Consider the following 15,669-nt stretch of genomic DNA (forward strand, 5'->3'; position numbering starts at 1 on the left):
GCGGCTACCAGATCGTGCTGGAACACGCCGACACGCCCGAGCTGCAGCAGCGCTGCCTGAAAATCTGCGAGATCGGCGCACAGATGCGCCTGCTCTACACCACCGCGCTCTATCACGACTACGTCGCCCAGGAGATCTCCCTGCCTGAACTGGGCATGGCCGCCTGAGCGCGTCCCTGGACGGAAAAGCAGCATCGCATTGGAAATGGACGGCCCCGCCCGGGGCCCGACCGGATAAAGGCTTGGACATCATGGCAGTGGCAAAGACAGACGAATTCACCAACTACATCAACGGCGAGTGGTCGAAGAGCGCCAGCGGCCGCACTTTCGACAACGTCAACCCGGCCGATACCGGCGACATCGTGGGCCGCTTCCAGGCCTCGACGGCGCAAGACGCGCAGGCCGCCGTGGCCGCCGCCGCGGCCGCGTTCGACGCGTGGAAGAAAACCCCGATCACCAAGCGCGCCAGGATCCTCAATAGCGCCGCCGACTACCTCGAAGCGCACGCCGACCAGATTGCCGAGGAACTCACGCGCGAAGAGGGCAAGGCGCTCAACCTGAGCAAGGACGAAGTCCTGCGCTCGGCGCAGACCATCCGCTTCTACGCGGTGGAGGGGCAGTCGTTCTCGGGTGAGACCTATCCCCAGGACGATCCCGACATGATCGTCTACAGCCAGCGCGAGCCGCTGGGCGTGGTGACCGTGATCTCGCCGTGGAATTTCCCGGTCTCGATTCCGGCGCGCAAGATTGCGCCGGCGCTGATCGCCGGCAACACGGTGGTGTTCAAGCCCTCGTCGGATGCGCCGCTGAGCGGCTACCGGCTGGCGCAGGCTTTTATCGAAGCCGGTATCCCCAAGGGCGTGCTCAACTTCATTACCGGCCGTGCCGGCGACGTGGGCGCGGCGATCACCGAAGCACCGGCGGTGCGCGCGATTTCCTTTACGGGCTCCACCGCGGCTGGCCAGCACATCCATCGCTCGGTGTCGCTGAGCACGCGCACGCAGATGGAGCTCGGCGGCAAGAACCCGCTGATCGTGATGGAAGACGCCGATCTGGACCGCGCCGTGGATCTCACCATCAAGGGCGGCCTGTCGCTGAGCGGACAAGCCTGCACCGGCACCAGCCGCGTGCTGGTCATGGCATCGGTCAAGGCAGCCTTTACCGAGAAGCTGCTGGCCAAGGTCAGGACGCTGAAGATCGGCAGCGGCATGACGCCTGGCATGGACGTCGGCCCGCTCGCCACGCGCAAGCAACTGGAAACCGTGCTCGGCTTTGTCGAGGCCGGCAAGGCCGAAGCCACGCACCTGTGCGGCGGCGACCGCCTGGGCGGCGAGCAATACGACAAGGGCTTCTATGTCTCGCCGGCGATCTTCACCGACGTCACGCAGCAGATGCGCATTGCCCGGGAGGAAATCTTCGGGCCGGTGATCGCCATCATCGAAGCCAGCAGCTACGCCGATGCCATTGCCAAGGCAAACGACACTGAATACGGTTTGTCGGCCGCCATCGTGACCAGCAACCCGCGTTATGCGCATGACTTCGCGCACGACATCCAGTCGGGCACGGTCAAGATCAACCGCACCACTACCGGCAACCTGATCAACGCGCCGTTCGGCGGGCTCAAGCAATCCAGCACCTCCACGTTCCGCGAGTCGGGCCGGGCAGGGCTGGAGTTCTACACGCAAATCAAGACCGTCTACCGCGGCTGCTGAACCAGCGCGCCCGCAAACCAACCGGCATTCACGCAGCATTCACGCATCAAGCAGGAGCAGGACATGAGAAAAGCCATCAAGCTGGAACTGAAGGAAGCCCGTCACATGGTGGCGGCAGCCATCCGCAAGTCCGAGGAAATCGGCGTGCTGGAATCGATCTGCGTGGTCGACGACGGCGGCTACCCGCTGGTGCTGGAGCGCATGGACGGCGCACGCATCACCGGCCCGCAGATCGCCTGGAACAAGGCCTTCACGGCCGCCGGTCACAAGCGCTCGACCCACCTGTTCAACCAGGCGCCGAACGGCCCCGCGCTGCCGGGCAATGAAGCCTTCGGCATTCAGTGGAGCTTCGAGGGCAAGTTCGCGGTATTCGTGGGCGGCTTCCCGATCGTGGTCAACGGCGAAGTGATCGGCGGCATCGGCCTGAGCGGCGGCAATGGCGAGCAGGACACCGCCGCTGGCGTGGCAGCACTGCAGGCCCTGCAGGAACTGCTTGCCGGCGAGGATCTGAAGGTGCTGGCCGAAGCCGATATCAAGAAGTAAATCCAGCACCCGGCGACAGCCCGCAAACCGCGCAAATCACGCGATGCGAAGCGAGCCCCCCAAGCGATGCGAAGCGAGCCGTCAAGGTGTACCAGGCCGTATGGGGCGCCTCGGGATCCGGCGAAAAGAGCGGAAAAGAGGGACCCATGTTTGAGTATCGCCTTAAGGCGATGCGAGTTTGGGTCCCGGCCGCTCTTTTCGCCGGATCCCGAGGGGGTGTCGCCCCATCCGGCGCGCCTTCTTTGCCTACTTTCTTGGCAAGACAAGAAAGTAGGTCGCCCCCCGCAGGGGGGTGAAATCGCCTTTGACTTTAGGTTTTAGGTTTTAGGTTTCAAAGCCCATATCCCCACGCATTCCGAGTCAGCCATGTCCTACCGCATCCATCTCCTCGAATCCCAGCAATCATTCGAAGCCGGCGCCGGCGAAACGGTGCTGGACGGTGCCCTGCGCGCCAACGTGCAGATGGCGCACGACTGCCGCTTCGGCGGCTGCGCCACGTGCCGCGTCAGGCTGGTCGAAGGCGCGGTAGCCTATGACGAGTACCCCATGGGCCTGACCCCGGAAGAAGAGGCCGAAGGCTTTGCGCTGGCATGCCAGGCCCGGCCCACCAGCGACCTGGTGATCAGCACCGCGCGGCCGGGCGAGCCATGCGCCGAACCCGCGCGGCACACCGCCGTGATCCGCAATATCGCGCCGCTCAGCGCCGACGTGATGCACCTGACGCTGGAACTGCCGCAGGCGGAAACGCTCGACTACCGCCCCGGCCAGTACCTGAAGATCTTCACCGGCGACGGCATCGCGCGCAGCTTCTCGATGGCGTCGGTGCCGAGAGACCGCACGGTGGACCTGCACGTGCGCCGCATTCCCGGCGGCTACTTTACCGAACGCCTGCTGGCCAGCTTGCGCTCGGACGACCGGCTCGACGTGGAGCTGCCTCTGGGCGGCTTCTATTTCCGCAAGGACGACTATCGTCCGCTGGTGATGGTGGCCACCGGCACCGGCCTCGCCCCGATCAAGAGCATCCTTGAATCGCTGATGGACGATCCGGACTGCCCGCCGGTCTCGCTGTACTGGGGCATGCGCACCGCGGCGGATCTCTACATGCACGAGCAGATCCAGGCGTGGGGCGCGCGTCTCTACGATTTCCAGTACGTACCGGTGCTGTCGCGCGCGGACGAGGCATGGAGCGGCCGGCGCGGTCATGTGCAGCACGCCGTCGCCGCCGACCTGCCGGACCTGTCCGAACATGCGATCTACCTGTGCGGCTCGCCGGACATGATCCGCGACGCGCGCGAGACGTTCCTCGCGCTCGGTGCCAGCGGCGCGCATATCTACGCGGACAGCTTCACCTTCCAACGCAGCTGAACCCACGCGCACGTGGCGGGCCAGGCGCTCGCCATGTCGCGCGACCACATGACGAACATGTCCGACCAATCCGGCAGTGTTCCACCCGGCGCCAAGGCGGCGCTTTCCGGCGATAACCTCGGCACGCGCCATTCGCCGCTGTTCGCGCTGGTGACCGACACGCTGCGCCAGCGCATCGTCGGCGGCGCCTACCGCCAGGGCGACCGGCTGGTGGAACACACACTGTCGGCCGAGCTGGGCGTGTCGCGCGTGCCGGTGCGCGAAGCGCTGCGCGCGCTGGCGGCCGAAGGGTTGGTCAGCATCGAGCCGCGCCGCGGCGCCTCGGTGGCTTGCCTGTCGGAGCATGTCGCCAGGGAAATGGTCGAAGTGCGCGCCACCCTGGAGGGCCTCAATGCCAGGCTGGCCGCGCAGCGGCGCGACCCGCGGCTGGTCGCCGAGTTGCAGGAGGTCCTGCGCCAGGGCAGCGCGGCCGCCCGCGAGGACGAGGCCGAGTGCCTGCTCGCGCTCAACTTCCGTTTTCATGAGGTGCTGGGCACCATCGCCGCCAACGGCGTGCTGCAAGACATGATGCGCTCGCTGCGTGAGCGCACCGGGCTGGTATTCGCGCCGGCTCACCACCTGCGCGCCCAGCAGAACTGGGACGAGCACGCGCAGATCCTGAAGGCGGTGATTGCCGGCGATGCCGATCTTGCATCGCTGCTGGCCACGCGGCACGTCTATAGCGCCGCGGAGGCGGCAACGCCCGCCGGCGGCTAGCCAGCCCCTCAGCGGTGCAGCGCTGCGGCGATGGCGTGGTCGAGATGCTCCATGCCGAAGGTCACATCCTGTATCACCCCGTTGACGAAGAAGGCCGGCGTGCCGCGCACATGGCTGGCGATGCCGCTCTGCTGGTGCTCGCGCACACGCTGGAGGTAGGAGTGGGACTTCATGTCGTAGTCATAGCGCTCAAGATCCAGTTCCAGCGCGGCGGCGTACTGCCGCAAGGCCGCGGGCTTGAGTCCGTGATGCCGCTCGAACATTTGCTGGTGCATCGGCCAGAACTTGTGCTGGGCTCCGGCCGCCTCGGCCGCTTCGGCGGCGCCCTCGGCCAGCTGGTGCCAGGCGGTCAGCGGGAAATGGCGGTACACAAAGCACACGCGGTCGTGGTAACGGCTGAGCAGGATCTTCACGCCGCCATAGGCCAGGTGGCAATACTGGCATTCGAAGTCACCGTACTCGACCACGGTGACGTGGGCCGCTGCGCGCCCCAGCACGTGATCGGTCTGGTCAATGGGAGTCGACAGCATGGCATTCTCCTTGCGGGATTGGCGTGTCTGGACTGGCTTGCGGCTTCAGCGCCTTTAGGGGCTTTGGCGGTGTTGCCGGGCATTGGCTGGACGCCCTTCAAGGGATGAACAGCTTGTCGATATAGCACCATCGCCAGGATTCGCCCGGCTCGAACGACTGGATCACCGGATGCTCGGTGGCGAGGAAATGCCGGGTGGCATGCCTGTTGGGGGAATCGTCGCAGCAGCCGACGTGGCCGCAGCACAGGCACAGGCGCAAGTGCACCCATTCGTCGCCGCTGCGCATGCATTCCTCGCAACCGCTTGCGCTCGGTGTGACAGGGTGGCTCAGCGCGAGATGCGGACATGCCGTTGTCATCGCGAATCTCCCTCGTTGACGCGGGCCCGGCAGGCCCGTGCCGCGCGGCACCGGCACATCCCAGGGTATTTCATTGTAGGCGGCGCGGATGCGAAGGGAAGGGTGGCCGCCGTCGCGCGGCGCGCTGTCGTCGCCTAGACTCAAGCAGATGGGCGGCACTGCATACCGTATGTGCGCGCCCCGCGCCGGCGATGATCAGTGCCGGCTACTTCTGTTGCGGACGTCCTCCGGGCGCCTGCCCCTTCCTACACACAGGAGCCTTGTCATGACCTGCAAGATTCAGGTGGTCTTCTACAGCATGTACGGACACGTCTACAAGATGGCCGAAGCCGTGGCGGCAGGCGCGCGCGAAGTTGACGGCGCCGAGGTGGCGCTGCTGCAAGTGCCGGAACTGGTGCCCGACGCCGTGCTGGAAAAGAGTGGGGCGAAGGCCGCCCGCGCGGCCTTCGCCCATGTGCCGATGGCCGTGCCGGAGAAACTGGCCGACGCCGATGCCATCCTGTTCGGCACGCCCACGCGCTTTGGCAATATGTGCGCGCAGATGCGCAACTTTCTCGACCAGACTGGCGGGCTGTGGATGAGCGGCGGGCTGGTTGGCAAGATCGGGAGTGTCTTTACCAGCACGGCGACCCAGCATGGAGGACAGGAAACCACCATCACCAGCTTCCACACCACGCTGTTGCACCAGGGGATGGTGATCGTGGGCGTGCCGTACACCGAGGCGCGTCTGCTCGACATGAGCCAGATCACCGGCGGTTCGCCTTATGGCGCGTCTACCCTGACCGCGGCCGATGGCTCGCGCCAACCCAGCGAGAACGAATTGGCGATCGCCCGTTACCAGGGACGGCATGTCGCGGGCATTGCCGCGAAACTGATGGCGCGCTAAGCGCGGCTGCCGGAGCCCGGCCCGAACCGGCACTCGTCAGGCGGCGCCAAAGCCACGCGCCCGCGTAGCCGGAATCAGGAAACGTTCCCGCAAAAATATAAGGCGGGCAACAGGGGCAGAGTATGCGAAGATGAAGGCACAGCGGCGCGCCAAATGTGCGCGCCAGGCTGTGTCGGTACCGGGTCCTCAGTCGCGCCCCGCTCCTTTCCGCCAGGGCTCTCGGTTCCAGTGCCTCCCCGAAGCATGCTGCCATCACCTGGGCCCTGGGCTGCCGATGGTTGTCATGCCATTCTCATCGCTGCGTCTCTTCCCGCAACGAATCCGCTGCGGATCCGCAGCGCTGCGTGACCATACACGGCAGGTCATCTTCTTCCCGGACGGTTTCCGGGCGCTGGATTTGATTCCCGCTTGTCACACAGTCCCGGCGGCCCGGCGGCGCCACACTGTCCGCACTGTCCGTCATCGTACCGACAACATACCCAATCAATGGCAGGGTGACGTTAGCGGTCAGGCCCGTGCCAAGTGACGCGAAGTGGCGCGGCTACCTTTGCCTCGGGCTCGAAGATTCCGGCCCCCCTGGCGAGATAGCTGTGGAGGCCTGGCCGAAACGCGGAGTCGGAAAGGGAGCGTTACATGTTAGGAACCGTATTGCTGGTCGTGCTTGTATTGGTCTTGTTCGGCGTCATGCCGACCTGGCCGCATAGCCGTTCCTGGGGCTATATGCCTAGCGGCGTGCTAGGCGTGCTGCTGCTAGTGGTGGTTGTGTTGTTACTTATGGGTCGCTTATAGGCGACAACGTTCTCGTGAGCGCAACAGTCCGCGAAGCGATCGCATGATGGCCGGCAAGCGCGGAGCTTGCCGGCCAGCCGTTTTCAAGGAGGCGAGTCCGTTTCCCGATCCACGTTGACAACCAAGGCGCGCATGTATTCAGCTCTAGGCCGTACGTTCGAGTATTCCCGCTCGCCTTCGCCGTGGGACGACAAGGCACCCGTACGGGAGGAACTGTTCGGCATCGAGCGGCTGGAGCAGCATGCGCAAAGCCTTGCCGCCGCCCAGCCCGTCACGGCAAAGCCGCCGCGTGTCCGGTCCCTGCGCAGCCGCCTCAATGACAATGCCGCGGTCTTGCTGGCGGCCTACCGGGCCGGCGCGGCGGAGCTGGAAAGCGGCAGGGCGGTTGTGCCCGCCGCCGAATGGCTGCTCGACAACTATCACCTGGTGGAGGCGCAGATCCGCGAGATACGCGACGACCTGCCCCCTGGTTACTATCGCCAGTTGCCCAAGCTTGGCGAGGGGCCCTTCGCCGGCTACCCGCGCGTCTTTGGCCTTGCCTGGGCCTTCGTCGCGCATACCGACAGCCATGTCGATCCTGACACCCTGCGGCGGTTCATTACCGCCTACCAGCGCGTGCAGGCCCTGACCATCGGCGAACTGTGGGCGGTGGCCATCACGCTGCGCATTGTCCTGATCGAAAACCTGCGGCGGCTGGCGGAGCAGATCACTGCCGGGCGCATCGCACGCGCGGACGCGGACGCCTTGTCGAAGCGGCTTCTCAAATCGGGTTGCGCCCGCTCGGCGCTCGATACGGATATCGCCTCGCGCCCGTTGGCGCCTTTGTCGGAACTGTTCGCCGCGCAACTGGCCAAGCGGCTCAGGGACCAGGACCCCCGAACCACGCCAACGCTCGGCTGGCTGGAGGAGCGGCTCGGGCTGCAGGGCGCATCGATCAACGACGTGGTGCGGCACGCCCAGCAGCGCCAGGGCGCATCGAACGTCACCGTGCGCAATGTCATCACCAGCATGCGCTTGATTTCCGACATCGACTGGGCTGAGCTGTTTGAGAGCGTGAGCCTGGTCGACGAGCGGTTGCGCGCGGGCAGCGGCTATGCCGCGATGGATTTCGCCACCCGCAATCTGTACCGCAGCGCCATCGAGCAACTCGCCCGGGGCTCGCCGGCTTCGGAGCTCGAGATCGCCGATCTTGCGCTGGCCACCGCGCGCGCCGCGTCCGCCGGCAGCGCAGATGTGGCACAGGCGGAGCGCATCGGGGATCCGGGATATCACCTGATCGCCGAGGGCAGGCGTGCCTTCGAGGCGTTGATCGGATTCCGTCCCCCTGCACGGCTGCGGTTTAGCCGCATCAATATCGCGCTTGGGATCGGCGGCTATGCGGGCGCGATCCTGCTCGTCACCATCGGCTTGCTCACCGCTTCGCTCTGGTTGCTCGCCGCGGTGGCGGTTCCCGCGCTCTCCGGCGGCTGGCTTGCGCTGGTGGGCCTGCTAGGCCTTGTGCCAGCCAGCGAGGTGGCGACGGCACTGGTCAATCGCGGGATCGGCTGGACCTTTGGGGCATCCATCCTGCCGGGGCTTGAACTGACCGAAGGCGTGCCGAGTTCGCTGCGCACGCTGGTGGCGGTCCCCACGCTGTTGTCGAGCGAAGCCAGCCTGCGCGAGCAGATCGAGCGTCTTGAAGTCCACCACCTCGCCGGCGCCGGCGGCGACCTGACCTTCGCGCTGCTGACCGATGGGACCGATGCCGACGACGAGACCATGCCGGGCGACGCCGCGCTGCTGGCCGTGGCCGTCGAGGCGATCGGCGAGCTGAATCGCCGCTACTGGCCTGGCCCCGCCGGCAACCGCTTCCTGCTGCTGCACCGGCGCCGCGTCTTCAACGCGGGTGAAGGCGTGTGGATGGGCTGGGAGCGCAAGCGCGGCAAGCTCCATGAACTCAACCGGCTGCTGCGCGGCGCCACGGACACGAGCTTTGTCCCCCTTGACGGCCAGCCGCCCCAGGTACCGCCCGGCGTGCGCTACGTGATCACCCTCGATGCCGACACGCGCCTGCCGCGCGACGCGGCGCTCCGGCTGATCGGCAAGATGGCCCACCCGCTGAACCGGCCACGGTTTGACGAACAGCTGCAGCGCGTCACCGGCGGCTACGCCATCCTGCAGCCGCGCGTCACGCCTTCGCTGCCGGTTGGCAGCGAAGGTTCGCTGTACCAGCGCATATTCTCGGCACCGGGCGGCATCGATCCTTATGCGGCAGCCGCATCGGACGTCTACCAGGACATCTTCGGAGAAGGTTCGTACACCGGCAAGGGCATCTATGATGTCGACGCCTTCGAGGCCGCGCTGCGCGGCCGCGTTCCGGAGAATGCGGTGCTCAGCCATGATCTTTTCGAAGGCACGTTCGCCCGGGCCGGCCTGGCCTCGGATATCGAAGTCATCGAGGATTTCCCTGCGCGCTATGACGTCGCGGCCAAGCGCCAGCATCGCTGGACGCGCGGTGACTGGCAACTTGTCGACTGGATTTTCCGCGGCCGCGCGGGCAGCGCGGCGGTACCGATGCTGGGCCGCTGGAAGATGCTGGATAACCTGCGGCGCTCGCTGCTCGCGCCTTCGCTGCTGCTGGGCTTTGCCGCGTGCTGGCTGCTGCCGCCGGGCGCCGCCTTGCGCGGCACGCTGCTCTTGCTTGCGGCCATGGTCATTCCTGTTTTCTTTCCCGGTATGTTTTCCGTGATTCCCCACCGCGCCGGCATCCGGCTGCGCAATCACGTCGGGATGCTGGCCGGCGACCTGCGCGGCGCCGCCACGCAGGTCCTGCTGACGCTCGCGTTCCTGCCCGACGTGGCCTGGCGGATGGCCGATGCCATCGCCAGGACGGCGGCGCGGCTGCGATTCACGCGCCGCCACCTGCTGGAATGGACCACGGCCGCCCAGTCGATGACCAGTCCACGGCTCGACCTGGGCGGCTCTTACCGGCAGATGGCGGGCGGGGTATCGCTGACGCTGGCGGCGATGGCCGGCACGCTTGGCTTCGCCCCCGTTTCCTGGCCGCTTGTGCTTCCCCTTGGATTGCTCTGGCTGACGGCGCCGGTGCTTGCGCTGTGGGCAAGCCGGGCGCCGAAGGTCGGCAGGCGGCTGGTAGTGTCGGACACGGACGCGCGCGAGCTGCGCCTGACCGCGCGCCGCACCTGGCGCTACTTCGAGACCATGGTGACGCCGGCGGACAATATGCTTCCGCCCGACAATTTCCAGGAGCAGCCAAGACCGGTCGTCGCGCACCGGACCTCCCCCACCAATATCGGCCTGTACCTGCTCTCCGCCATTGCCGCGCGCGACTTTGGCTGGAGTGGAACGGCGGCGACGGTCGAGCGGCTGGAAGCGGCGTTCTCCGCCATGCGCAAGCTGCCGCGTTCCCATGGCCATTTCTACAACTGGTACGGGACGCTGGATCTGCGCGCGCTGACGCCTGCCTATGTCTCATCGGTGGACAGCGGCAACCTGGCCGGCCACCTGATCGCGCTGGCCAACGCCTGCGAAGAATGGACCGACGGCGCGGCGGCGCCGGAGTTCCGGCTTGGCATGATGGACACCGTCAGGCTGGCGCGCGAGGCCATAGCCGGACTGGCCATAGCCGGCAGCGAGCGCGCCGGCAAACTCAATGAACTGCTTGAGCAGGTCGAAACCCAGCTCGATGGCACGCAGGCCATGGCCATGCTGATGCCCGCGCTCAAGCGGCTCACCGAGAAATGCGCGGGCATCGCCCACGACATCCTGCCCGCGACGGGCGATGACAGCCTCGCCGACCTGGCGTTCTGGATGGAGGCCCTGCGCAAGACCGTGGCCGAACATGAGCAAGACCGGGTACAGCGGATCGACGCGCCGGACTTGCTCCGCACGCGCCTGAACGCGCTGGCCGGGCTGGCGCGCGAGATGGCGCTGGGGATGGACTTCGCGTTTCTCATCGACGAGGAGCGCAAGCTGCTGTCGATCGGCTATTCGCAGGACGAAAACCGCCTCGACGTCAGTTGCTATGACCTGCTGGCGTCGGAAGCGCGGCTCGCCAGCCTGTTTGCCATCGCCAAGGGCGATGTGTCCACGCGCCACTGGTTCCGACTTGGCCGGACCGCCACGCCGCTGGGCAATGGATCGGCATTGATTTCCTGGTCCGGGTCCATGTTCGAGTACCTGATGCCCTCGCTGATCATGCGCGCGCCGGCAGGCAGCCTGCTCGAGCAGACCAACCGGCTGGTGGTGGAACGCCAGCAGGCCTACGGCCGCTCGCTGGGCGTGCCGTGGGGCGTGTCCGAATCGGCATACAACGCCCGCGATATGGAGTTTACGTACCAGTACTCCAACTTCGGCGTGCCGGGGCTGGGCCTAAAGCGCGGGCTTTCCGACAACGTCGTGATCGCTCCGTATGCGACCGGTCTCGCGACCATGGTGGACCCGCAGGGCGCGCAGCAGAACTACGCCCGTCTCGCGCAGATCGGGGCAAAAGGACGTTACGGCTTCTACGAGGCCCTGGATTTCACCCGCTCCCGGCTGCCGGAAGACGAGGAGTTCGCCATCATCCGCAGCTACATGGCCCATCACCAGGGCATGACCATCGTCGCCATCGCCAATAGCCTGCACGGCGGGCAGATGCGGGAGCGCTTCCATCGCGAGCCGATGATCCAGGCCACCGAACTGCTGTTGCAGGAGCGCATGCCGCGCAATGTCGCCATTGCGCATCCACGCGCCGAAGAGGTAAAGGCTTCCGCGGTGGGGGCCGGCAACGAAGATGCCACGGTGCGCAGGGTCTCGGGGGCGCCGGCCGGCGCGCCGGTCACGCATCTGCTGTCGAACGGGCGCTACGCGGTGATGCTGACCGCGGCCGGCGCGGGCTACAGCCGCTGGCGCGATCTTGCCGTGACGCGCTGGCGCGAGGACGCAACCCGCGATGACGCTGGCAGCTTTATCTTCCTGCGCGATACGCAGAGCCGCAGCGTCTGGCCGGCCGGCGCGCAATTCGCCGGCGGTGACGCTGAAGAGAGCGGGCAGGGCAGTGAAGTGGTCTTCGCGGAAGATCACGCGGAGTTCATCCGGCGGGATGGCAGCCTGACCACCACGCTCTCCATCCTGGTCTCCGGAGAGGACGACGGGGAAGTCCGGCGTGTCTCGCTGGCAAACAGCGGGCGCCGTGCGCGCGAGATCGAGCTGACTTCCTATGCGGAACTGGTCCTGGCTGTGCAGGCCGCCGACGTCGCGCATCCGGCCTTTTCCAAGCTGTTTGTCCAGACCGAATACCTGGCCGAGTTCGGTGCGCTCGTTGCCACGCGCCGTCCGCGCTCACCCGCGGAGCCCGAGATCTGGGCCGCGCATTTCACGGTGGTCGAAGGCGAGGTGGTTGCGGATCCCCAGTACGAGACCGACCGGGCGAATTTCCTCGGACAGGGGCGTGCTGGCAGGATCGCCGATGGCATCCGGGATGGCGACCCCCTCTCGGACACGGTCGGCACGGTGCTCGACGCGATCTTCTCGCTCCGGCAGCGCGTGCGCGTCGCGCCGGGCCGGGTTGCCCGGATTGCCTTCTGGACGCTGGTGGCGCCGTCGCGCGCCGCACTGCTGGACCTGATCGACAAGCATCATGACCGCAGCGCGTTCGAGCGGGCCAAGACCCTGGCCTGGACACAGGCCCAGGTCCAGTTGCGCCATCTCGACGTCAAGGCGGACGAGGCGGCGGATTTCCAGCGCCTGGCGGCGCCGATCCTCTATGCCGATTCCCGTTTCCGCGTTCCGTCGGAGGCGATTGCGCAAGGGGCGGGGCCGCAGTCCGGGCTCTGGCCGCATGCCATCTCCGGCGACCTGCCGATCGTTCTGTTGCGCATCGACGAGATCGACGATATGGCGCAGGTTCGCCAGCTGCTGCGCGCACATGAGTACTGGCGCATGAAGCGGCTGGCCGTCGACCTGGTCATCGTCAATGAACGTGCCTCTTCCTATATCCAGGACCTGCAGATCGCCATCGAGACGGCAGTGCGTAGCAGCCAGTCGCGGCCACGCTTCGGTGACGAACTGGCGCAAGGCTCGGTCTATACGCTGCGCGCGGACCTGATGCGCGTCGAGGCGCGGGCCTTGCTCCTGTCGGTCGCCCGCGTCGTGCTGGCCGCACGCCGGGGCTCCATCGCCGAGCAGCTAGCCCACTTGCCGCAGCCGCCGCAGCGCGCCGCTCCCGCGCGCGGCCAGGCTCCGCGTCCGTCGCCAATGCCGCCGCGGGCCGCGCCGGACCTTGAGTTCTTCAACGGGCTTGGCGGCTTCGACAAGGACGGGCGCGAGTATGTCATCGTGCTCGATGGCGCGGCCTCGACACCCTCGCCGTGGATCAATGTGGTCGCCAATCCCGGCTTTGGCTTCCAGGCCTCGGCGCAGGGCAGCGGCTACACCTGGGCGGAGAACAGCCGCGAGAACCAGCTCACGCCCTGGTCCAACGACCCGGTGCTGGATCCGGCCGGCGAGGCGATCTACGTCCGCGACGAAGACAGCCTCCAGGTCTGGAGCCCGACCGCGCGGCCTATCCGCGACGGCGGCGCCTACACGGCCCGCCATGGACATGGCTACAGCCGCTTTGCGCACCAGGCCAACGGCATTGCGCTTGACCTGCTGCAGTTCGTGCCGCTCGAAGACCCGGTCAAGATCTCACGCCTGACCTTGAGCAACCTGTCCGCCGGGCGCCGCCGGCTTTCCGTCACCGCTTACGTGGAGTGGGTGCTTGGTACCGCCCGCGGCGCCTCGGGCCCGTTCATCGTGACCGGGATCGACGAAGCCACCCATGCGTTGCTGGCGCGCAATCCCTGGAGCACCGCCTTCTCCGGCCGCGTCGCCTTTGCCGATCTCAGCGGCAGGCAGACGGCCTGGACCGCCGACCGCACCGAGTTCCTGGGCCGCAACGGCGGCACCGAAGCGCCCGCGACGCTGCTTGGCGCCACGCCATTGTCCGGGGCGGTGGGCGCGGGCTACGACCCCTGCGCGGCCTTGCAGTGCTTCGTGGAGCTCGCTCCGGGCGAGACGCTCGAAGTCGTTGCCTTGCTCGGAGAGTGCGGCTCCGTCGCTGAGGCGAGGGCACTGGTGCTGCGCTATCGCGCCGCCGATCTCGACGCGGTGCTCGATGCCGTGACGGGACACTGGGACACACTGCTTGGCGCGGTCCAGGTCAGGACGCCGGACCGCGCGATGGACATCATGCTCAATGGCTGGCTGCTGTACCAGACCCTTGCCTGCCGCATCTGGGCGCGCTCGGCGTTCTATCAGGCGAGCGGCGCCTATGGCTTTCGCGATCAGCTGCAGGACAACATGGCGCTCACCTTTGCCAGGCCGGCGGCCACGCGACAGCATCTGCTGCGGGCAGCGGCGAGGCAGTTTGCCGAGGGCGACGTCCAGCACTGGTGGCTGGCGCATACCGGGCAGGGCGTGCGTACCCGGATTACCGACGATTGCGTCTGGCTGGCTTTCGCCACGGCGACCTACATTTCCTGCTCGGGCGATGCGGCGGTGCTGGATGAGCCGGTGCCTTTCCTCGACGGGCCGGCACTTGGCGCCGACGAACATGACACCTTCTTCCAGCCAATGACCGCGCAGGATTCGGCCTCGCTGTTCGAGCACTGCGCCCGAGGCATCGAGCGATGCCTTGCCTTGACCGGGGAACACGGCCTGCCGCTGATCGGCGGCGGCGACTGGAACGATGGCATGAACCGGGTCGGGGCCGGCGGCAAGGGCGAGAGCGTCTGGCTTGGCTGGCTGCTGGCACGCACCCTCGCGCTCTTTGCGCCGCTGGCCGATACACGTGATGCCGCTCGCGCCGCAAGCTGGCGCGCACACGCGGCAGCGCTGGGCGAGGCGCTGGAGCGCCATGGCTGGGACGGCGGCTGGTATCGCCGCGCCACCTTCGACGACGGCACCTGGCTGGGCTCGAAGGCAAGCGCGGCTTGCCGGATCGACGCCCTTACCCAGTCGTGGGCCGTGCTGTCGGGCGTGGGCGATCCCGCGCGCGCGGCGACGGCCATGGCGTCGATGGCGCAATACCTGGTGCGCCGCGATGAGGGGCTGGCGTTGCTGTTCTCGCCGCCATTCGAGGGCGCGTCGCCCGATCCCGGCTACATCGCAGCCTATCCGCCCGGCGTGCGTGAGAACGGCGGGCAGTACAGTCATGCCGCGATGTGGTCGGTTCTCGCCTTCGCCAGGCTGGGCGAAGGCGCAAAAGCCGTCGAACTGTTCTCCATGCTCAACCCGATCCACCACGCAAGCACGCCCGCTGGCGTCGAGCGCTACAAGGTCGAACCCTATGTGGTCGCGGCCGACGTCTATTCCGTCGCACCCCACACCGGACGCGGCGGATGGACCTGGTACACCGGCGCGGCCGGATGGATGTATCGCGCCGGGGTGGAGGGCATCCTGGGTATTCGCCGCGAAGGGGCCTGGCTGGTCGTCCAGCCGAGCATTCCGGCGGCGTGGCCGGGGTTTGACGCTGCCATCAGCCTGGGTGCCTGCCACTACGAAATCCGCGTGGAGACGCTCGCGCCCGGTGCTGGCGGCGGGCATGCGGTCCTTGACGGGCTGGCGATCCGCTGTGGCGAAGGCACGGTGCGCGTGCCGCTGGATGACGGCAGGCACAGGCTCCTGCTATGCATCCGGCCGGCGGTGGAGTAGGGCGCATACGTGGCATATCGCGCGGCCGGAAACGTCTTTTTGAATTCGCTTGACT

The 15,669-nt window shown here is 67.1% G+C and carries 9 protein-coding genes and 1 pseudogene; 8 read left to right on the forward strand and 2 right to left on the reverse strand.

Annotation, left to right across the window (positions count from 1 at the left end):
- From AC1DS6_RS26550 to AC1DS6_RS26570, 5 genes and pseudogenes are all read left to right on the forward strand, one after another.
- Nucleotides 1-167: pseudogene (locus AC1DS6_RS26550) on the forward strand (TenA family transcriptional regulator); the annotation flags it as partial.
- Between the two features lie 83 nt (nt 168-250).
- Entirely contained in the window at nt 251-1,711 is a 1,461-nt protein-coding gene (locus tag AC1DS6_RS26555) for an aldehyde dehydrogenase family protein (protein ID WP_477103519.1), read from the forward strand.
- A gap of 63 nt (nt 1,712-1,774) precedes the next feature.
- Nucleotides 1,775-2,254: a GlcG/HbpS family heme-binding protein gene (locus tag AC1DS6_RS26560; RefSeq protein ID WP_477103492.1), complete on the forward strand. Its 480-nt coding sequence runs from the start codon at nt 1,775-1,777 to the stop codon at nt 2,252-2,254.
- Between the two features lie 366 nt (nt 2,255-2,620).
- Nucleotides 2,621-3,619, forward strand: coding sequence for a 2Fe-2S iron-sulfur cluster-binding protein (locus AC1DS6_RS26565; RefSeq protein WP_477103493.1), 999 nt, complete (start codon nt 2,621-2,623; stop codon nt 3,617-3,619).
- Nucleotides 3,620-3,676: 57 nt separating this feature from the next.
- Entirely contained in the window at nt 3,677-4,375 is a 699-nt protein-coding gene (locus AC1DS6_RS26570; protein ID WP_477103520.1) for a GntR family transcriptional regulator, read from the forward strand.
- Nucleotides 4,376-4,383: 8 nt separating this feature from the next.
- On the opposite strand, the gene AC1DS6_RS26575 is transcribed toward AC1DS6_RS26570, so the two are convergent.
- The gene (locus tag AC1DS6_RS26575) at nt 4,384-4,905 is read right to left on the reverse strand and encodes a DsbA family protein (protein WP_477103494.1); all 522 of its coding nucleotides are present in this window, start codon (nt 4,903-4,905) and stop codon (nt 4,384-4,386) included.
- A gap of 97 nt (nt 4,906-5,002) precedes the next feature.
- The gene (locus tag AC1DS6_RS26580; protein WP_441628716.1) at nt 5,003-5,263 is read right to left on the reverse strand and encodes a UBP-type zinc finger domain-containing protein; all 261 of its coding nucleotides are present in this window, start codon (nt 5,261-5,263) and stop codon (nt 5,003-5,005) included.
- Between the two features lie 265 nt (nt 5,264-5,528).
- Here AC1DS6_RS26580 and wrbA point away from each other — a divergent pair, with 265 nt between their 5' ends.
- The 3 genes from wrbA to AC1DS6_RS26595 all read left to right on the forward strand — a co-directional run bounded on the left by wrbA (nt 5,529) and on the right by AC1DS6_RS26595 (nt 15,614).
- Nucleotides 5,529-6,149 carry an NAD(P)H:quinone oxidoreductase gene (gene wrbA, locus AC1DS6_RS26585; RefSeq protein WP_477103495.1) on the forward strand — a complete coding sequence of 207 codons (621 nt, stop codon included), beginning with the start codon at nt 5,529-5,531 and terminating at the stop codon, nt 6,147-6,149.
- 633 nt (nt 6,150-6,782) lie between these two features.
- Nucleotides 6,783-6,938, forward strand: a complete 156-nt coding sequence (locus AC1DS6_RS26590) for a DUF3309 family protein (RefSeq protein WP_441628720.1) — start codon at nt 6,783-6,785, stop codon at nt 6,936-6,938.
- Between the two features lie 132 nt (nt 6,939-7,070).
- The gene (locus AC1DS6_RS26595) at nt 7,071-15,614 is read left to right on the forward strand and encodes a GH36-type glycosyl hydrolase domain-containing protein (RefSeq protein WP_477103496.1); all 8,544 of its coding nucleotides are present in this window, start codon (nt 7,071-7,073) and stop codon (nt 15,612-15,614) included.
- Nucleotides 15,615-15,669 lie beyond the last annotated feature (55 nt).

The sequence above is a fragment of the Cupriavidus sp. 05L310 genome (assembly GCF_056398185.1).